Annotated in this window: 16 protein-coding genes; 11 read left to right on the top strand and 5 right to left on the bottom strand. The window is 68.7% G+C overall.

Going from position 1 to position 18,865, the window contains the following annotated elements; all coding sequences use genetic code 11:
- Positions 1-12: 12 nt before the first annotated feature.
- Entirely contained in the window at positions 13-1,437 is a 1,425-nt protein-coding gene (gene glmU, locus CTB96_RS20575) for a bifunctional UDP-N-acetylglucosamine diphosphorylase/glucosamine-1-phosphate N-acetyltransferase GlmU (protein ID WP_181397290.1), read from the top strand.
- Complete coding sequence (locus tag CTB96_RS20570) at positions 1,438-2,415, top strand: ribose-phosphate diphosphokinase (protein WP_181397289.1); 978 nt, start codon at positions 1,438-1,440, stop codon at positions 2,413-2,415.
- A gap of 57 nt (positions 2,416-2,472) precedes the next feature.
- On the opposite strand, the gene CTB96_RS15890 is transcribed toward CTB96_RS20570, so the two are convergent.
- Both CTB96_RS15890 and CTB96_RS15885 read right to left on the bottom strand, forming a co-directional pair.
- Positions 2,473-2,757 (bottom strand): DUF1905 domain-containing protein, encoded by a 285-nt coding sequence (locus tag CTB96_RS15890; RefSeq protein ID WP_282433155.1) that lies wholly within the window; start codon positions 2,755-2,757, stop codon positions 2,473-2,475.
- Positions 2,758-2,794: 37 nt separating this feature from the next.
- Positions 2,795-3,157 (bottom strand): hypothetical protein, encoded by a 363-nt coding sequence (locus tag CTB96_RS15885; RefSeq protein WP_110127781.1) that lies wholly within the window; start codon positions 3,155-3,157, stop codon positions 2,795-2,797.
- A gap of 167 nt (positions 3,158-3,324) precedes the next feature.
- Between CTB96_RS15885 and CTB96_RS15880 the strand changes: the two genes are divergently transcribed.
- The gene (locus CTB96_RS15880; protein WP_248283410.1) at positions 3,325-4,602 is read left to right on the top strand and encodes an APC family permease; all 1,278 of its coding nucleotides are present in this window, start codon (positions 3,325-3,327) and stop codon (positions 4,600-4,602) included.
- 247 nt (positions 4,603-4,849) lie between these two features.
- Positions 4,850-5,806 (top strand): type IV toxin-antitoxin system AbiEi family antitoxin domain-containing protein, encoded by a 957-nt coding sequence (locus CTB96_RS15875; RefSeq protein ID WP_110127780.1) that lies wholly within the window; start codon positions 4,850-4,852, stop codon positions 5,804-5,806.
- Positions 5,807-5,942: 136 nt separating this feature from the next.
- On the opposite strand, the gene gndA is transcribed toward CTB96_RS15875, so the two are convergent.
- Complete coding sequence (gene gndA, locus CTB96_RS15870; RefSeq protein WP_248283495.1) at positions 5,943-7,346, bottom strand: NADP-dependent phosphogluconate dehydrogenase; 1,404 nt, start codon at positions 7,344-7,346, stop codon at positions 5,943-5,945.
- Between the two features lie 89 nt (positions 7,347-7,435).
- Complete coding sequence (locus CTB96_RS15865) at positions 7,436-8,176, bottom strand: FadR/GntR family transcriptional regulator (RefSeq protein ID WP_110128535.1); 741 nt, start codon at positions 8,174-8,176, stop codon at positions 7,436-7,438.
- A gap of 256 nt (positions 8,177-8,432) precedes the next feature.
- On the opposite strand from CTB96_RS15865, the gene CTB96_RS15860 reads away from it, so the two are divergent.
- The 3 genes from CTB96_RS15860 to mfd are packed head-to-tail and all read left to right on the top strand — an operon-like array spanning position 8,433 to position 13,352.
- Positions 8,433-9,044: a 50S ribosomal protein L25/general stress protein Ctc gene (locus CTB96_RS15860; protein WP_110127778.1), complete on the top strand. Its 612-nt coding sequence runs from the start codon at positions 8,433-8,435 to the stop codon at positions 9,042-9,044.
- A gap of 54 nt (positions 9,045-9,098) precedes the next feature.
- Positions 9,099-9,686 carry an aminoacyl-tRNA hydrolase gene (gene pth / locus CTB96_RS15855; protein WP_110127777.1) on the top strand — a complete coding sequence of 196 codons (588 nt, stop codon included), beginning with the start codon at positions 9,099-9,101 and terminating at the stop codon, positions 9,684-9,686.
- A 30-nt stretch (positions 9,687-9,716) separates the two neighbouring features.
- Positions 9,717-13,352: a transcription-repair coupling factor gene (mfd, locus tag CTB96_RS15850; protein ID WP_110127776.1), complete on the top strand. Its 3,636-nt coding sequence runs from the start codon at positions 9,717-9,719 to the stop codon at positions 13,350-13,352.
- On the opposite strand, the gene CTB96_RS15845 is transcribed toward mfd, so the two are convergent.
- Complete coding sequence (locus CTB96_RS15845; protein ID WP_110127775.1) at positions 13,279-14,487, bottom strand: Na+/H+ antiporter NhaA; 1,209 nt, start codon at positions 14,485-14,487, stop codon at positions 13,279-13,281. The genes mfd and CTB96_RS15845 overlap by 74 nt on opposite strands.
- 130 nt (positions 14,488-14,617) lie before the next feature.
- Between CTB96_RS15845 and CTB96_RS15840 the strand changes: the two genes are divergently transcribed.
- The 4 genes from CTB96_RS15840 to eno all read left to right on the top strand — a co-directional run bounded on the left by CTB96_RS15840 (position 14,618) and on the right by eno (position 18,672).
- Positions 14,618-15,364, top strand: a complete 747-nt coding sequence (locus CTB96_RS15840) for a nucleoside triphosphate pyrophosphohydrolase (protein ID WP_248283409.1) — start codon at positions 14,618-14,620, stop codon at positions 15,362-15,364.
- Between the two features lie 44 nt (positions 15,365-15,408).
- The gene (locus tag CTB96_RS15835) at positions 15,409-15,942 is read left to right on the top strand and encodes a ferritin (RefSeq protein WP_110127773.1); all 534 of its coding nucleotides are present in this window, start codon (positions 15,409-15,411) and stop codon (positions 15,940-15,942) included.
- Between the two features lie 39 nt (positions 15,943-15,981).
- The gene (gene hisS / locus CTB96_RS15830) at positions 15,982-17,232 is read left to right on the top strand and encodes a histidine--tRNA ligase (protein WP_110127772.1); all 1,251 of its coding nucleotides are present in this window, start codon (positions 15,982-15,984) and stop codon (positions 17,230-17,232) included.
- A 159-nt stretch (positions 17,233-17,391) separates the two neighbouring features.
- A complete protein-coding gene (eno, locus tag CTB96_RS15825) occupies positions 17,392-18,672 on the top strand; it encodes a phosphopyruvate hydratase (protein WP_110127771.1) in 1,281 nt (426 codons plus the stop codon).
- The last annotated feature ends 193 nt before the right edge of the window (positions 18,673-18,865 follow it).

The raw sequence follows: 18,865 nt of genomic DNA, 5'->3' as shown, positions 1-18,865 counted from the left end.
GAGAGGAAACCCGTGACCGATTCCCGTCTGGCCATCATCGTTCTCGCCGCAGGGCAGGGCACCCGCATGAAGTCCAGCCTGCCCAAGCTCATGCATCCGCTGGCCGGCCTGCCCATCATCAGCCACGTGCTCGCCACCGCGCGGGCATTGGATGCCGCGCACGTGATCACGGTGCTGCGGCACGAACGGGAGCGCCTGGCCGAGCTCGTGGCCCTGGACCTGCCGGAGAGCCTGCTCGTGGAGCAGGACGAGATCCCCGGCACCGGCCGCGCCGTGGAGCAGGCCGTCGCCGCACTGCCCGCCGACTTCGACGGTGACGTGCTCGTGGTCAGCGGCGACGTGCCGCTGCTGAACGCGGCCACCCTCACCAACTTCATCGCCGCGCACCGCGAACGCGCCGCAGCCGCCACCGTGCTCTCCGCCTTCCCGACCGATGTGACCGGCTACGGCCGCATCATCCGCTCGGAGGACGGCACCTTCGACCGCATCGTGGAGCACAAGGACGCCTCCGACGACGAGCTGGCCGTGGATGAGACCAACGCCGGCGTCTACCTCTTCGGCCTGAACGAGCTGCGTGACCAGCTCGCCCAGGTGACCACGGACAACGTGCAGGGCGAGAAGTACCTCACCGACGTGATCGGGCTGCTGCGTGCCGCGGGTTCAGAGGTGCGTGCCGTACCGGTGGCGGATGCCTGGCTGGTCGCCGGCATCAACGACCGGGCGCAGCTCAGCGACACCGCCGCCAAGCTCAACGCGGTGATCGTGCGCGGCTGGCAGCTGGCCGGCGTGACCGTGCAGGACCCGGCCACCACTTGGATCGACCTCAAGGCCACCCTCGCCAGCGACGTGACGGTGCTGCCGGGCACGCAGATTCTCGGCTCCACCACCATCGCCACCGGAGCGATCATCGGGCCGGACACCACCCTGCTCGATTGCGAGATCGGCGAGGGCGCCACCGTCAAGCGCAGCGACGCGACCCTCGCGGTGATCGGCGACGGCGCCACCGTCGGCCCGTTCTCGTACCTGCGGCCGGGCACCTGGCTGGGCGCCGACGGCAAGATCGGCACCTTCGTCGAGACCAAGAACGCGGTCATCGGCGAGGGCAGCAAGGTGCCGCACCTGAGCTATGTGGGGGATGCCACCGTCGGTGTGCACTCCAACATCGGCGCCGGCACGATCTTCGCCAATTACGACGGAGTCAACAAGAACCCGTCCGTGATCGGGTCGCATGTGCGCACTGGGTCGCACAACGTGTTCGTCGCGCCGATTAGAATTGGCGACGGAGCCTACACGGGCGCCGGCACGGTCGTCCGGAAAGACGTTCCCGCCGGTGCGCTCGCGATCAACGTGGCTCCGCAACGCAATATGGTCGGTTGGGTAGAGACCAACCGACCGGGAACAGATGCGGCGACAGCCGCGTCACAGAGCGGAGACTAGGTGCCTGGAATCAAGAGCAGCGGCGAGAAGAAATTGGTGCTCATCTCGGGGCGAGCGCACCCTCAACTCGCGATCGACATCGCTGCGGAGCTTGATTCGGAGCTGATCCCCACCGACGCACGCACCTTCGCGAACGGCGAGATCTACGCCCGTTTCGACGAGAGCGTGCGCGGAGCGGATGCCTTCGTCATTCAGTCGCACACCAACCCGATCAACGAGTGGCTGATGGAACAGCTCATCATGGTCGACGCCCTCAAGCGGGCCTCCGCCAAGCGGATCACCGTGGTCGCCCCGTTCTACCCGTACGCGCGTCAGGACAAGAAGGGCCGCGGTCGCGAGCCGATCTCCGCCCGTCTCGTCGCCGACCTGTTCAAGGTGGCCGGCGCCGACCGCATCATGTCGGTCGACCTGCACGCCGCTCAGATCCAGGGTTTCTTCGACGGCCCCGTCGACCACCTCTTCGCCATGCCCGTGCTCCTCGAGCACTTCCGCGCCAAGCTCGACCCGTCGACCCTCACCATCGTGTCGCCCGACATGGGCCGCGTGCGCGTCGCCGACATCTGGAGCGACAAGCTCGGCGCGCCGCTGGCGATCATCCACAAGCGCCGCGACCCGCTGGTGCCCAACCAGATCACCGTCCACGAGATCGTCGGTGAGGTCAAGGGCCGCGTCTGCCTGATCGTCGACGACCTGATCGACACCGGCCGCACCATCGTGCAGGCCGCCGAGGCGCTGCGCGCCGCCGGCGCCATCGGCGTTGTCGTGGCCGCCACGCACGCCGTGTTCAGCCCGCCCGCGCTCGACCTGCTGCAGAACGAGGCCATCCAGGAGGTCGTCGTCACCGACACCCTGCCGATCCCCGCCGACAAGCGCTTCCCCACCCTGACCGTGCTGCCGATCGCCCCGCTGCTGGCTCGCGCCATCCACGAGGTCTTCGACGAGGGCTCCGTCACCTCGATGTTCGAGGGCGCTGCGTAAGCATCCGCTCGTCTGCTCCGCCGGCCGGTCCCGTTCTCGGGACCGGCCGGCGCTGTTTCACAGCACCAACTCGATGGTGACCGCGACCGTGTCGCCCACCTCGATGCCCTCGGCCTGGCGAATGGCCTTCTTCACCGGCAGCAGGAACCGACCAGTGGCGCTCTCCGGGAAAATCGACGTGGCCCAGGCGGAGTCGTTGATACTCACGCGCACCCGAACGGAACCGAAACCGCGCCGCAGGCCCTCGGTGAGCTCCCGGATGACCTCCGACTCATCGACCGGTACCGAGACGAACACGTACGCGTTCATGCTCTCGGGGTGGAAGAGCGTCGACGTGAAAATAAGGTGGGCCCCATCGGTTGCCTCTCTGCTCGCCCGGCTAGGACACGCTGGTGGCCGGCGGCCGGAACGGTCCGGGGATGATGCCGAGCGGCAGCACGAAGGTCTGGCGCTCGTTCTGGTCGATCGCGTAGCACTGCCAACCGAAGCCGCCGGCTCCGCTCAGTTCGAACCGGGCGTCGATGCCCTCGGAGAGCGGGTAGTAGCGGGCCACGGCCTGGGTGCACGCCCGTACCGCGGTGGCCGAGGCGATGCTCAGGCTGGTCAGCACCCCGGGCACCACCAACGCCACGAGGCCCAGGACCACCACGATGCGCATGAGCAGCACCATCCGCCGGCCGCGCAGGGGACGGGAGGAGTCGTACGGCTCGTAGCCGGAGAGTTCGGGGTGTTCGTTGCTCATGGGTGCCATCCAGTAAATCAGAACCGCGCGCCGGGAACTGTTTCCCGTGCGGACATTTGCGGCCGGTGCGCCGGACGCAGAAGTCCGCAGCGGCGACAGTTGTGGCGCGCAGATGGCGCGCATTCGATGGATGCCTGCCGTTCACCTGGCCTGCCTACGCTGGTGGGGTGAGCGGCCGAAACGAACCGGAGAACACGCCTGCGCTTCGGCGGCACCTGGGCACGGGGAGCGCGATCGTCGTCGGCCTGGCCGCGATGATCGGCGCCGGGGTCTTCTACGTCTGGGTGCCGGCGGCGGCCGCGGCCGGATCCGGCGTGCTCATCGGGCTTGTGCTGGCCGGGCTCATCGCGTCGCTGAATGCCCTGAGCTCCGCGCAACTGGCGATGAGCCATCCGGTCTCGGGCGGGGCGTACGCCTTCGGCCGGGCGACCCTCGGTCCGTGGTGGGGGTTCTCGGCCGGTTGGTTGTTCCTGGCCGGCAAGACGGCCTCGGCCGGCGCCATCGCCCTGATCCTGGGCGGCTACCTGTGGCCGGAGCAGGCCAGGCTCGTGGCCGTGCTCGCCCTGCTCGTGCTGGGCGCCGTGAACCTGGCCGGCATCCGCAGCACGGCCAGGCTCAGCGCCGTGGTGGTCTTCCTGGTGCTCGGCGGCCTGGCCGTGTTGGTGCTCGTGGTCGGCGCCGGCCTCGTCGGCGGATCCCGCCCGGCCGTCTTCGACCCCGGCACGCTGCTCGATGCCGGCTGGTCGGGCATCCTGCAGTCGGCCGGCCTGCTGTTCTTCGCCTTCGCGGGTTACGCGCGCATGGCCACGCTGGGGGAGGAGGTGCGTGATCCCCGCCGCAGTCTGCCCCGGGCGATCGTGATTGCACTGGGCCTCGCCCTGCTGGTGTACGGGGTGATCGGCTGGCTCTGCATCATCGTGCTCGGACCGGCCGCCCTCGCCACCTCCGCCTCGCCGCTGGCCGATCTGGTCGGTGGGGCCGAGCCGTGGAGCAGTATCATCAGGATGCTCGCCGCCCTGGCCTGCCTGGGCTCGCTCGCCGGCATCCTGGCCGGGCTCAGCCGCACCGGGCTGGCGATGGCGCGGGAGGGCGACCTGCCCGGCGCGCTCAGCCGCATCTCGCCGACCCGGCAGACACCGGTGGCGGCCGAGGTGAGCGTGGGCCTCGTCGCGATCCTCGGCGTGCTGGTGCTCGACCCGGCTCAGCTGGTGGGCTTCTCGGCCTGCGCCGTGCTCGTTTACTACGCGATCGCGCACCTGGCCGCCCTGCGCCAGCCGCGTGAGGAGCGCTGGTTGCCCCGGCTGCTGCAGTGGCTGGGCATCACCGGCTGCCTGCTCCTCGCGGTGACCCTGCCCTGGCCCGGCGTGCTCGCCGCGGTGGCCTGGCTCGCCCTCGGCCTGCTCGGCCGCGCCCTGCGCCTGGCCCGCGCCGCCCGCCGCCCCTGAGGGCGCCTGCGGTCTCGGCGAGCTATCTGTTCCCCGGGCGGACTTCTGCGTCCCGCGCACCGGGCGCAAAAGTCCGCTTCGGCAACAGGAGTGGGCTCTACCGAGCGCGTGGGCAGGTCCTCGGCGGAGGCGACGCTCGACCGCCACACGAGGATGGCCTGGCCTCCACACTGGTGTCGGCGGCGCGGTTGTGCACAGCCTGCAGGTGCTTCCGTAGGTCTTGGGCGGCGGATGCCACGTTTCCGTCATGACTGTCAACCGGTTGGACCCAGAGACGGGGTTGTTCCTCGTGAAGAAGATCGGCGTGAGCGACACCGATGCCAGGCAGGTGCGGCGAGAGGTCGACCTCGGCGCAGCCACACGGCTGCGGCGGGGTGTGTTCACCACGGCGGAGCGCTGGGGCAGGCTCGACCCTGATCAGAAGTACTTGGACCGCATCCGGGCGGTGGTCGAGACCAGGAAGCACGACCCGGTGATCAGCCATGAATCTGCTGCCGCGCTCTGGGGCATCCCCCTCGGCGGCGGCACGCCACGGGCCGTGCACGTTCTTGCGCGGCCGGCGTCACATGCGCGCAGTAAGAACGGGGTCTTCGTGCACCGCACCGAATTCGACTGGGCAGAGATCGTGGAACTCGACGGTGTGCTCGTCACCAGCCCGGCACGCACCCTGATCGACCTCGCCAGGACAGTGCCGTTCGGGGATGCCGTTGTGGCGCTCGACCACGCGCTCAACCCGGATCGAGTGGGTCCTCGAGCGCTCGTATACGCTGACGAACTGTCCGAGGCGCTGGCGAGGGTGGGCTCGGCACGTGGGCTGGCCCGGGCGCAGCGGGCCATCGAATTCGCGCGCCCGAACGCAGCCAACCCGGGGGAGTCACTGAGCCGGGTGACGATCTTCGAGTTGGGCTTTCCCGACCCTGAGCTGCAGTGCCGGCACCGGAATCCTCGCGGCGGCTCATATTTCACTGACCACGAGTGGGAGGAGTACCTGGTGATCGGTGAGTTCGACGGCAAGGGAAAGTATCTGAAGGAGGAGTACCTGCGCGGGAGAACCCCCGGGGACGTCGTCTACGAGGAGAAGATCCGCGAGGACCACCTGCGCGCAGAGGGCTTCACGGTGGTGCGCTGGGGATGGGCCGAGCTGGCCGATCGGGCGATGTTGCGGCGCATCCTCGTTGGTGCCGGGTTGCCGGTCATCCGTTGATCGGCACCACGCCCGGATGCCCAGACAACTGTTGCCCGTTCGGACTTCTGCGGCCGGCGTACCGGGCGCAAATGTCCGCACGGGCAACAGTTGCCGGGCGGGTGGTGCGGGCGAGGAACCTCCGGGCGAGGAACCTCTAGTGCGAGGAGCCCTCGGTGGCGATCTCGGAACGGTCGCCGGACCACAGGGTGTGGAAGACGCCCTCCATGTCGACGCGCTTGTAGGTGTGTGCGCCGAAGAAGTCGCGCTGGCCCTGGGTGAGGGCCGCGGGGAGGCGGTCGGCACGCAGGCTGTCGTAGTACGCCAGCGACGACGCGAACACCGGCGCGGGGATGCCGGCGTGGGCGGCGTCGGCGACCACGTTGCGCCAGGAGTCCTGGGCGGTGGCGACGACATCCGTGAAGAACGGGGCGGTGACGAGCGAGACGAGTCCCGGGTTCTCGGCGTAGGCCTCGGTGATGCGGTTGAGGAAGCGGGCGCGGATGATGCAGCCGCCGCGCCAGATCTTCGCGATGTCACCCTTCTTGATGTCCCAGTTGTACTGCTCGGCGCCGGCGACGATGGCGTCGAAGCCCTGCGAGTACGCGATGATCTTCGAGGCGTAGAGCGCCTGGCGCACACCCTCGATGAAGCCGTCCACGTCTTCGACCGGGCTCGCGGTCGGGCCGGGAAGGGCGGCGGCCGCTGCGCGCTGCGCGGGCTTGGAGGAGACGGAGCGGGCGAACACGGCCTCGGCGATGCCGGACACGGGGATGCCGAGGTCCAGTGCGGTCTGCACGGTCCAGACGCCGGTGCCCTTGCTGCCGGCCTGGTCGAGGATGACGTCGACGAGCGGGAGCCCGGTCTTGGCGTCCACCTGCTTGAGGACCTCAGCGGTGATCTCGATGAGGTAGCTCTCGAGGTCGCCCTTGTTCCACTCGGTGAAGATCTCGGAGATCTCGGCCGGGGTCTTGCCGGTTCCGCGGCGGATAAGGTCGTAGGCCTCGCCAATGAGCTGCATGTCGGCGTACTCGATGCCGTTGTGGATCATCTTGACGAAGTGGCCGGCGCCGTCGGTGCCGACGTGGGTGACGCAAGGCACACCGTCGACGACGGCGGCGATGGATTCGAGGATCGGGCCGAGCGTGACGTACGCCTCGGCGGAGCCGCCGGGCATGATGCTCGGGCCCTTGAGCGCGCCCTCTTCACCACCGGAGATACCGGCGCCGACGAAGTTGATGCCGGTCTCGCGCACGGCCTTTTCCCGACGGATGGTGTCGGTGAACAGGGCGTTGCCGCCGTCGACGATGATGTCGCCGGGTTCGAAGAGCTCGGTCAGCTGGCTGATCACGGCGTCGGTGCCGCGGCCGGCCTGCACCATGATGATCGCGGTGCGCGGGGTCTTCAGCGACGCGACGAAGTCTTCGATCGCCTCGGAGGCGACGAATCCAGCCTCGGGGTGCTCATCGAGAAGCAGGCGGGTGCGCTCGGGGGAGCGGTTGTAGACGGCAACGGTGTTGCCCTCACGGCTGGCGAGGTTGCGGGCCAGATTGGAGCCCATCACCGCCAGTCCGACCACGCCGATGTTTGCTGAACCGATTACTGACACGTGTTCTCCTTCGGGTCTGGAAAAAGCGACCAAGATCAAGATTAGTGGCTCGCGGTGCCAATGTAATCATCTTTATTGGTCTCGTCGGTATTCGTCCAGGTTGGCTGCACCTCGGCGTAGGTGCGGCGCATGATGAGTTCCATCGCCTCCCGGGCGCCGGCGGGACGCCCGGCCGCCACGGCCTCGGCGACGTCGGCGTGCAGCTGCAGGGTGTTCTGGTGCGGGTGGTCCGGCATCAGGCCCAGGTCGGTGCGGCCGGCCAGAACCGCGGCGATCGGCTCGTCGAGCTTGGCGAACATCTCGTTGCCCGAACCCTGCAGCACCAGCCGGTGAAAGCGGATGTCGAGCTCGAGGAACTGGGACAGGTCGCCGGACTGCCCGGCCGTGCGCATCAACAGCGCCACGTCGGTCAGCTCGGCCGAGACCTCCGGCGCCGCATGCCGCGCAGCGAGGTCGGCGGCCATCGGCTCCACCGCCGAACGCAGCTCGGTGAGCGAGCGCAGCTGGTCGCCCTTGCCGGGCCCCAGCAGGCGCCAGCGGATGAGGGTGGGGTCGTACACGTTCCACCGGCTCGGCGGTAGAACCCGGATGCCCACCCGCTTGACCGCTTCCACGAGTCCCATCGAGCCCAGTACCCGGATGGCCTCCCGGATGACGGACCGGCTGACCCCCTGGCGGCGTTCGATCTCATCGGAGAGCAGTACGGTGCCCGCCGGAACGGTTTTGTCGACGATGGAGCGGCCGACGTCTTCGGTCACTCTGGTGTGCAGGCTGGGCGGCATGAGGGTCACTGTATCGCCCCGTGGGACAGCGGTCGTGCGCCGGCCCGGCGCACCCGCTAGACTCTTGAGTTGAACTTCGGCGAGGGATTCGCCGCCACCGGGAAACCGGCGGCAACGAAATCCGTAATCGACGCGGCGAAAAGTCCACCCCGGCCTTTCCTCACGCTGACATGCGTTCGAGTTGAACCAGCATCCGTACCGCGGGCTTTCTGCCCGCGACACCAATCCGGGCACACCAGGCCCGCAAGGAGACATCATGGCCGAGGCCAAGAACAACAACAACAAGATTTCCGCTGACGCCCGCGTCAGCTTCGGCAAGGGCGCTGCCCGCAAGCTGCGCGTGCTGGGCAAGATCCCCGCCGTCATCTACGGCCACGGCACCGACCCCGTGCACGTCGCCCTGCCGGCCCACGAGATCGCCCTGCTGCTGCGCCGCGCGAACGCCGTGCTCGAGCTCGACGTCGAAGGCACGACCCACCTGACCCTGGTCAAGGACGTGCAGAAGGACCCGGTACGCCAGATCATCGAGCACCTCGACCTCATCGTCATCCGCAAGGGTGAGAAGGTCCAGGTCGAGGTCGCCGTGCACGTCACCGGTGAGCCCGCCGCCGGCACCACCGCGGACCTGGACGCCAAGACCCTGCTGCTCGAGGTCGAAGCCACCAACATCCCGCAGAGCGTCAGCGTCGATGTCGAGGGCCTGGAAGACGGCACCCTCATCCACGCCAGCGAGATCACCCTGCCCGAGGGCGCATCGCTCATCTCCGACCCCGAGATGGTTGTCATCGGCGTGCACCTGCCGGCCGAGGAAGAGGAAGAGGAGACCGCCGCCGAGGAGGCTCCCGCCGAAGACGCTGCCGCCGAGTAGCACTTCTTCACCCGCTTCACCCATCCGGACAGATTGACTGCGTAAAGGAACCCCCTGGACGAGAATCTCTGGCTCGTAGTCGGGCTCGGTAACCCCGGGCCCGGCTACGCCGGTAACCGCCACAACGTCGGCCACATGGTCACCGCCGTGCTCGCCGACCGGATGCGCGCGAACTTCAAGAACCACAAGGCGAACGCCTCCGTCGCCGAAGGCCGGAGCTTTCCCGGCGGCCCCAAGCTGATCCTGGCCAAGCCGAACAGCTTCATGAACCTCTCCGGCGGCCCCGTCGCCGGCCTGCTGCGGTTCTACTCGATCGACGTCTCCCGCCTGATCGTCGTCCATGACGAACTCGACCTGCCGTTCGACACCTTGAAGATCAAGGTGGGCGGCGGCCACGGCGGCCACAACGGCGTGCGCGACATCATCTCCGCAGCAGGCAGCAACGAGTTCACCCGCATCCGCATGGGCATCGGTCGGCCGCCCGGCCGGCAGAACGCCGCCGACTTCGTGCTGCACGACTTCTCCAGCACCGAGCGCACCACCCTGCCGATCATGCTCGAGGATGCCGCCGACGCGATCGAGATGATCGCCGCTGAGGGCGTCACCGCCGCCCAGCAGAAGTTCCACGCCCCGCCCGCCTAGCGTGTCGGTGGAAACCCGTAGACTTGTGCGGTGATTCTTCAGGGCTTGATTCCGGCGCTTTCCCGCGCCTCCACGTTCGACAACGCCCTCGCCTTCGCGGCCCGTGACGCCGACTTCTCACTCACCGAGGGCCTGCGCGCCCCGCTGCTGGCCGCCCTCATTGAGCAGCGGAACCGGCTGGACAAGGGCCGGGCACTGCTCGTCATCACGGCGACCGGCCGCGAGTCCGAGGCGCTGCGGGAGAACCTGGGCTGCTTCTCCGACGACGCCGAGATCGTCGAGTTCCCGGCCTGGGAGACCCTGCCGCACGAGCGGCTCAGCCCCAGCGCCGAGATCGTGGGCCGCCGGCTCTACGCGCTCCGCCGCATGCGCGACTGGGAGAACGCGGATGCCGCCACTCGCCGCCCGCTCATCGTGGTCGCCTCGGTGCGTGCCGCCCTGCAGCCCGTCGCCGACAACCTCACCGACTTCGACCCGCTCGAACTCACCGCCGGCGCCCGCGGCCACGACCTGGCCGCCATCGCGGTCGACCTCGTCAACGTGGCCTACGCCCGGGTGGACATGGTCACCCGGCGTGGTGAGTTCGCTGTGCGCGGCGGCATCCTGGACGTGTTCCCGCCGATGGCGGCGCATCCGTACCGGATCGAGTTCTTCGGCGACGAGGTCGAGCAGATTCGCGCCTTCGCGGTCTCCGACCAGCGCTCGATGCCCGAACCGGTCGAGTCGGTGAGCCTGCCGCCGAGCCGGGAACTGCTGCTCAGTCCCGCCGTGCGGCAACGCGCCCGCGAGATGCAGCACGAGTTCCCCAGCCTCGCCGGCCTCCTCGCCAAGGTGGCGGAGGGCATCCCGGTCGAGGGCATGGAGAGCCTCGCGCCCGCCCTGGTCGACCGGCTCGTGCCCGTCACCCACTACCTGCCCCGGCAGGCCGCCGTCGCCGTGATCTCGCCCGAACGGGTCGCCTCCCGCGCGATCAGCCTGGCCGAGACCAACCGGGAGTTCCTCTCCGCCGCCTGGAACGCCGCCACCGCCGGCGCCGAGGCGCCGATCGACCTGGCCAGCGGTGACTTCCTCACCCTGGGCACGCTGCGCGACGCCGTGCGCTACAGCGCCCCCGGCGCGCCCGCCACCGAACGGGTGTGGTGGACGATGAGCTCGTTCCAGGCCGCGCCGACCGACATCGAGGTGTTGCCGGAGCACCGCGAGATCGACGAACTGCTCACCATCCGCATCGAGGGCGACGCCGTGCCGAGCTTCGCCGGCAGCGTCGAGGGCGCCGTCGGCCACCTCGGCAGCCGGATGAAGGCCGGCTGGACCGTCGCGGTCGTCGCCCAGGGCGCCGGTCTCGTCGACCGCGCCGCCGACGTGCTCGCCGGCGCCGAACTGCCCGCCCGCATCGTCGAGGAATTCCCGGCGAACCCCGAACCCGGCATCGCCTACCTGCTCAAGGCCTCGATCGCCCACGGCTTCGAGATCCCCGAGATCAAGCTGACCCTGGTGAGCGAGAGCGAGTTCTACGGCCGCACCGTCGGCTACGACGCCCGCCAGATCAAGAAGCTCGCCAGCCGGCGGAAGAACGTCGTCGACCCGCTGCAGCTCAAGACCGGCGACCACGTCGTGCACCAGACCCACGGCATCGGCCGGTTCCTCGAACTCACCCAGCGTGAGGTGTCCAGCGGCGGCCGCAACCCAGTCAAGACCACCCGCGAATACCTGGTGCTGGAGTACGCCGCGTCCAAGCGCGGCCACGGCGGCGACAAGCTCTACGTGCCCACCGACCAGCTCGACCTGGTCTCCCGCTACGTCGGCGGCGAGGCGCCGGCCCTCTCCAAGATGGGCGGCAGCGACTGGTCGGCCGCGAAGACCAAGGCCCGCCGTGCGGTGCGGGACATCGCCGTCGAACTCGTCAAGCTGTACTCGGCCCGGATGGCCAGCAAGGGTCACGCCTTCGGCCCCGACACCCCGTGGCAGCGCGAGCTCGAGGAGGCGTTCCCGTTCGCGGAGACACCCGACCAGCTCACCACCATCGAAGAGGTCAAGGCCGACATGGAGCGGCCCATCCCGATGGACCGGCTGCTCTCCGGCGACGTCGGCTTCGGCAAGACCGAGGTGGCGGTGCGCGCCGCGTTCAAGGCCATCCAGGACGGCAAGCAGGTGGCCATGCTCGTGCCCACCACCCTGCTCGTGCGCCAGCACATGGAGACCTTCCAGGAACGCTTCGCCGGTTTCCCCATCCACCTGCGCGCTCTCAGCCGGTTCCAGACCGACAAGGAATCCCGTGAGACCGTGGCCGGCATGCTCGACGGCACCGTCGACATGGTGATCGGCACGCACCGGCTGCTCTCGGAGAACACCATCTTCAAGGACCTCGGCCTGGTGATCATCGACGAGGAACAGCGCTTCGGTGTGGAGCACAAGGACGCGCTGAAGAAGCTCAAGACCAACGTCGACATCCTCGCGATGAGCGCAACGCCCATCCCGCGCACGCTGGAGATGGCCGTGACCGGCATCCGGGAGATGTCCACCCTGGCGACCCCGCCAGAGGACCGGCACCCGATCCTCACCTTCGTCGGGCCGTATTCCGACCGCCAGGTGGCCGCCGCCATCCGCCGGGAACTGCTGCGCGAGGGCCAGATCTTCTTCGTGCACAACCGGGTGTCCAGCATCAACCGGGTGGCCGCACAGCTGGCCGAGCTGGTGCCGGAGGCCCGGGTCGCCGTGGCCCACGGGCAGCTGCCCGAGGCGCAGCTGGAGCAGGTGGTGGTGGACTTCTGGGAGAACAAGTTCGACATCCTGGTCTCCACCACCATCATCGAGACCGGCCTCGACATCGCCAACGCGAACACCATCATCATCGACCGGGCCGACAAGTACGGCCTCAGCCAGCTGCACCAGCTGCGCGGCCGGGTCGGCCGGGCCCGCGAACGCGCCTACGCATACTTCCTCTACGACGAGAACAAGCCGCTCAGCGAGATCGCACACGACCGGTTGGCCACCATCGCGGCCAACAACGAGCTCGGCGCCGGCATGCAGGTGGCGCTGAAAGACCTGGAGATCCGCGGTGCGGGCAACCTGCTCGGCGGCGAGCAGGCCGGCCATATCGCCGGCGTCGGCTTCGACCTGTACCTGCGCATGATCGGCGAGGCGGTGTCGACCTTCCGTGGTGACGTCGCCGAGGGGCAGACCGAGCTGCGGCTCGAACTGCCCGTCGACGCCCACATCCCCGAGGAATACGTCGACAGCGAGCGGCTGCGCCTGGAGGCCTACCAGAAGCTCTCCGGTGCGAGCTCGCTCGCGGCCGCCGACGATCAGATCGGGCTGGTGCTCGAGGAGCTCACCGACCGCTACGGTGAACCGCCGGAGGCCGTCACCAACCTCATCGCCGTCTCCCGGCTGCGCCGCCACGCCCAGCAGGCCGGGCTCGGCGAGGTCGTGGCGATGGGCTCGAACTTGCGGGTCGCGCCGGTCGACCTGGCCGACTCGATGCAGGTGCGGGTGCAGCGGATGTACCCGGGCGCGAAATATTCGGCCGCGGCCGGCTCGATGATCGTGCCGCTCCCGCGCTTGAACGGCGAGCCGCTGGCCGACGCCGCGCTTATCGCGTGGACGGGTGCGCTACTGGATGCCGTGTTCCCGCGGCCCGTCGATACTGCCGTGCCCGCACGCTGACGACGGCCGCCGAGACGACGATCGCGACCCCCGAGCCGAGCAACACGGCGAGGGTCGCTTCGTCGACCACCTCGACGTCACCGGCGAAGGCGAGCGCGCCCATCAGCAGCGACACCGTGAAGCCGATGCCGCCCAGGCACGCGACCATCACGATGTCGGCAAGCTTGAGACCCGTCTTCGAGCCGCCCGGCCGCCGGGAGATCAGGCTGCCGAGCGCTCCGGCCAGGGTGATGCCCAGGAGTTTGCCCACCGGCAGGGCCACGAGGATGCCCCAGAACGCCGGGCTGAGTTCGCTGAGCCGCACCTGGGGGATCGCGACCAGCGCCGCGGTGAAGGCGAAAAGCGGCAGCACGATGGCATTCGAGTAGGGCTCGAGCATGTGGTGGGTGCGGCCCGCGGGGATGCGGGCCATCACCAGGCCGAGGATGACGCCGGCGATGGTGGCGTGCACACCGGACAGATAGGTGAAGTACCAGGTGGCCAGTCCGAGCACGATCAGGGCGATCGCGACCGGCCAGGTGGGCTTGCGGCCCAGTATCCACGGCGAGCGGGGCTTGAGCAGCCGGCTGGTCACCCCGAACAGGGTCGCGGTGATGGCGGCGAAGCCGATGAACTGCAGCTGCGGGTCCGAGGTGAAGAAGAACGCGATGATCAGGATCGCCACGAGGTCGTCGAGCACCGCCAGGGCGAGCAGGAACACGCGCACCCGGGTGGGAATGCCCCGCCCGAAGACGGCCAGCACCCCGAGGGCGAAGGCGATGTCGGTGGCCGTGGGCACGGGCCAGCCGGCTGCCAGGCCGGAGCCCTGGGTGAGCAGCAGGTAGATACCGGCCGGCACGACGACCCCGCCGAGGGCGGCGAGGGCCGGCAGGGCGGCCTTGCCGAAACTGTTGAGGTCACCGATCACGAGTTCGCGTTTGAGTTCGATAGCGATGAGGAAGAAGAACACCGCCAGCAGGCCGTCGCTGATCCAGTGCTTGGCCGACAGGTCGAGCCCGAAGATGCCGGTGTTCAGATGTTCATTCGCGGCCGTGATCAGGTCGGGGCCGACCGGGAGGTTCGCGATGAGCAGGCCGAGGACTCCCGCGAGGAGGAGGAACCCGGCGGCGTAACGCTCGGAGCGGATAAAGGTCATGTCAGTCCTGTCCACCCCCGGCTGCACATGCGCCAGGGGTCGGTCAAAAGTCGAGAGCGAAACACTTCGCCCGCCGACCAGACTTCCCGGCACACCTGCAACGAGTTTAGCCGGGAGCCTACGATGGGGTGTGACCGATTCCCCGCAGCCCAGCCCCTCTTCCGTCGACGACCTCGTGGCCACGGTCGCCCGGCTGCGTGCGCCCGGCGGCTGCCCCTGGGACGCCGAGCAGACCCACGAGTCGCTCGTGCAGTACCTCACCGAGGAAACCCACGAACTGATCGAAGCCATCGAGAGCGGAAGCAGCGACGACCTGCTCGAGGAACTCGGCGACGTGCTCTACCAGGTGGTGTTCCACGCGTCGATCGCCGCCGAGACCCCGGGGGAGGGGTTCGATATCCAGGATGTCGCGGCCCGGATGACCCAGAAGATGGTCGGCCGGCATCCGCACGTCTTCGGCGACGCGGCCGAGCAGAGCCTCGAGGCGGTCGTGGCCGGCTGGGACGACGTGAAGGCGGTCGAGAAGCCGCACCGCACGAGCGTGCTCGACGGCATCCCACAGGGCATGCCGGCGCTGGCGCTGGCCGACAAGGTGCTCGGCCGGGCCCAGAAGATCGGCCTACTCGAGACCGACGCACCCGCCCTGCTGCCGATCGACAGCGAGGCCGAGCTCGGCCCGATCCTGCTGGCGATCGTGTCGGCGGCCAAGGCGCAGGGGCTCGACTCCGAGCGGGCGCTGCGCACCGCGCTCCGCGACCTGCAGAAGGAGATCCGGGCCGCCGAGCAGGGCGAGGCAGACGGCTCATTCACCGAGGGCGACCAGCCGTGGGATGACGACGCGTCCGACGCCGGAATCATCGGTCTGCCCCGCGTTTAGGTGTCGTCTGGCGCGTCGCCCGCACTGTTCGCTAACGTCGGATCATGACCGAAACATCTTTCAACGCCCTCCTGACCCAGCAAATCGGCAACGAGTTCGGGGCGTCGCAGCAGTACATCGCAATCGCCACCTGGTTCGACAGCCAGGACCTGCCTCAGCTGGCCGCCCATTTCTACCGCCAGTCCGTTGAAGAGCGTAACCACGCCATGATGCTCATCCAGTACCGGCTCGACCGCGGCCTCGAGGTCGTCATTCCCGGTGTGCCGCCGGTGATCAACGGCTTCGCCAACATCGTGGAGCCGATCGCCCTGGCGCTCGCCCAGGAACAGCAGGTCACCGGCCAGATCGAGGCCCTGTTCCGCGCGGCTCGGCAGGACGGCGACGCCCTCGGCGAGCAGGCCATGCTCTGGTTCCTCAAGGAGCAGGTCGAGGAGGTCGCCTCGATGTCGACCCTGCTGACCATCGCCAAGCGGGCCAAAGACAACCTCTTCGACATCGAGAACTTCATCGCCCGCGAGCAGGTCGGCGACGCCGGCGTCGACGCGGATGCGCCCGGCGCGGCCGGCGGCGCGCTGTAACGGCAGGGCGGGTGCGGGGGACCTGACAGAATTGGGCACATGGCAACAGCAGTGACCCCTCCCCGCGGCATGCGCGACTTCCTCCCGGCCGACAAGGCCACCCGCGAGAGGGCGCTGGGCATCATCCGGGGCAGCTTCGCCGCACACGGCTTCGACGAGATCGAAACCCCCGTGATGGAAGACACCGCGCGGCTGCACTCCGGCCTCGGCGGCGACAACGAGAAGCTCGGCTTCGCGGTGCTCAAGCGCGGCCTCGCCCCGGCCGACCTCACCGCGGCCGCGGAGGCCGACGACCTGCTCTCCCTGGCCGACCTCGGCCTGCGCTTCGACCTCACCGTGCCGCTGGCCCGGTTCTACGCCAGCCACCGCGCCGAACTGCCCGCCGTGTTCCGGTCCATCCAGATCGCCCCCGTCTGGCGCGCCGAACGCCCGCAGAAGGGCCGTTACCGCCAGTTCGTGCAGTGTGACATCGACATCATCGGCGAGGCCGGCCCGCTGGCCGAGATCGAGCTGATCACTGCCACCGCGGCGGCGCTGGACAACCTCGGCCTCACCGGCTGCACCGTGCGCATCAACGACCGGCGCATCCTGAGCACGATGCTGGCCACCTGGGGAGTGGAGGCGAGCCTCACCGAACGCGCCCTGATCACCCTCGACAAGCTCGACAAGATCGGCGTCGACGGCGTCGTGGCCGAACTCGGCGACCTGGGCATCACCACCGAGGGACTGGCCGACACCCTCACCGGGTTCGCCGGCTTGGCCTGGCCAGACCCTGCGGATGCGCCGGCCTGGCTCGACCCCGCCGCCTACACCGACCTGCTCGCGCTCCGCGCCGCCCTGCCCGGTGTTCCGCTCGAGTTCGACCCCACCCTGGTGCGCGGCATGGGCTATTACACCGGCACCATCTTCGAGATCGCGCACCCCGACCTGGGCTACTCGCTCGGCGGCGGCGGCCGCTACGACGGCATGATCGGCCGGTTCCTCGGCACCGACGTGCCCGCCTGCGGGTTCTCGATCGGCTTCGAACGCATCGTCGACCTCCTCGCCGGCGCCGACGACGACGCCTCCAGCGCCGTCGTGCTGGTGCACGAGAAAGACGCGAACCCCGCCGCCCTGGTGGCGCTGAAGACCGCGCTCGTGGGCCAGGGCCTGCGGGTGCGGTTGGACAAGCGCACCAAGAACCTCAAGGCGCTCCTGGAGCGGGCCGGTGCCGCCGGCTACGGCCGGTTCGCCTTCGTGACCGACGACACCGACCCGGCCGACCTCGTCTTCAAACCGCTGGGCGACTGAACGATCGGTGAACGCTGGGGCGACGGGACTTCAGTCCTAAAGCGGCCCGCGCGCTCGATCACTAGACTGTTCTCGGACTGGAACACAGCGACGTCTTCCTCAAAATCCACTCGGACTAAGAAATCCAAAAATAGATCGACAGACAAACAGGAGATAGTTGTGGCTCTTATTGACGCAGTTGTTGCACGCGAAATCCTCGACTCTCGGGGCAACCCGACCGTCGAGGTCGAGGTTCTTCTCGAGGACGGCACGCTGAGCCGTGCCGCCGTTCCCTCAGGCGCCTCGACCGGTGCCTTCGAGGCCTACGAGCTGCACGACGGTGACAAGAAGCGTTACCTCGGCAAGGGCGTGCTCAAGGCCGTCGGTTCCGTCACCGACGAGCTCGGCCCGGCCGTTGAAGACCTCGACGCCGCTGACCAGCGCATCATCGACATGGTCCTCAACGAGACCGACGGCACCGTCAACAAGGAGCGCGTCGGCGCGAACGCCATCCTCGGCGTGAGCCTGGCCGTCGCCAAGGCCGCAGCCGCCTCGGCCGACCTGCCCCTCTTCCGCTACCTCGGTGGCCCGAACGCCCACACCCTGCCGGTGCCGATGATGAACATCATCAACGGCGGCTCGCACGCTGACAACGACGTCGACATCCAGGAATTCATGGTTGTCCCGCTCGGCGCACCGTCCTTCAGCGAGGGCCTGCGCTGGGGCGTTGAGGTCTACCACGCCCTCAAGGGCCTGCTGAAGAGCAAGGGCCTGGCAACCGGCCTCGGCGACGAGGGTGGCTTCGCCCCCAACCTGCCCAGCAACCGTGCGGCCCTCGACCTCATCGTCGAAGCCATCACGCTGGCCGGTTACACCCCCGGCACCGACATCGGCCTGGCGCTCGACTGTGCCGCCACCGAGTTCTTCAAGGATGGCGTCTACCACTTCGAGGGCAAGGAACTCACCTCCACCGAGATCGTCGCGTACTACGCCGAGCTCCTCGAGGCGTACCCGCTCGTCTCCATCGAAGACCCGCTGGAAGAAGAGGACTGGGACGGCTACGTCCACCTCACCGCTCAGCTCGGGGATCGGGTGCAGATCGTCGGAGACGACCTGTTCGTCACCAACCCGATCCGCCTGGCCAAGGGCCTGGAGCTCGGCGCCGCCAACTCCATCCTGATCAAGGTCAACCAGATCGGCACCCTGACCGAGACGATGGATGCCGTCGCCCTCGCCCAGCGCGCCGGCTACAAGGCCGTCATCTCCCACCGCTCCGGTGAGACCGAAGACACCTTCATCGCCGACCTCGCCGTCGCGACCGACGCCGGACAGATCAAGACCGGTGCCCCGGCCCGCAGCGAGCGCGTTGCCAAGTACAACCAGCTCCTGCGCATCGAAGAAGAGCTCGGCGAGGCCGCGGTTTACGCCGGCCGCTCCGCGTTCCCGCGCTTCAAGGCGTAATCGCTCACCCGAGCAGAACACGAGAGGACCCCAGCCCTGCGGCTGGGGTCCTTTTGCATGGCAAGGATGCGCGGTCCGGGCCTGCGGATCTGCTCAGGATCCAGGGCTGACCGCCCGTGTCGACCTGTGGGTGAGAAAAGATCTGGCAGTCTAGAAGAGGCGTGGTCTGCGTATCAGGCACGTCGCCAGCGGA

The sequence above is a fragment of the Cryobacterium arcticum genome (assembly GCF_003185895.1).
Lineage (GTDB): Bacteria > Actinomycetota > Actinomycetes > Actinomycetales > Microbacteriaceae > Cryobacterium > Cryobacterium arcticum.
The sequence above is the reverse complement of the archived record's forward strand: the minus strand, read 5'-3'. Positions and strand labels throughout refer to the sequence as shown.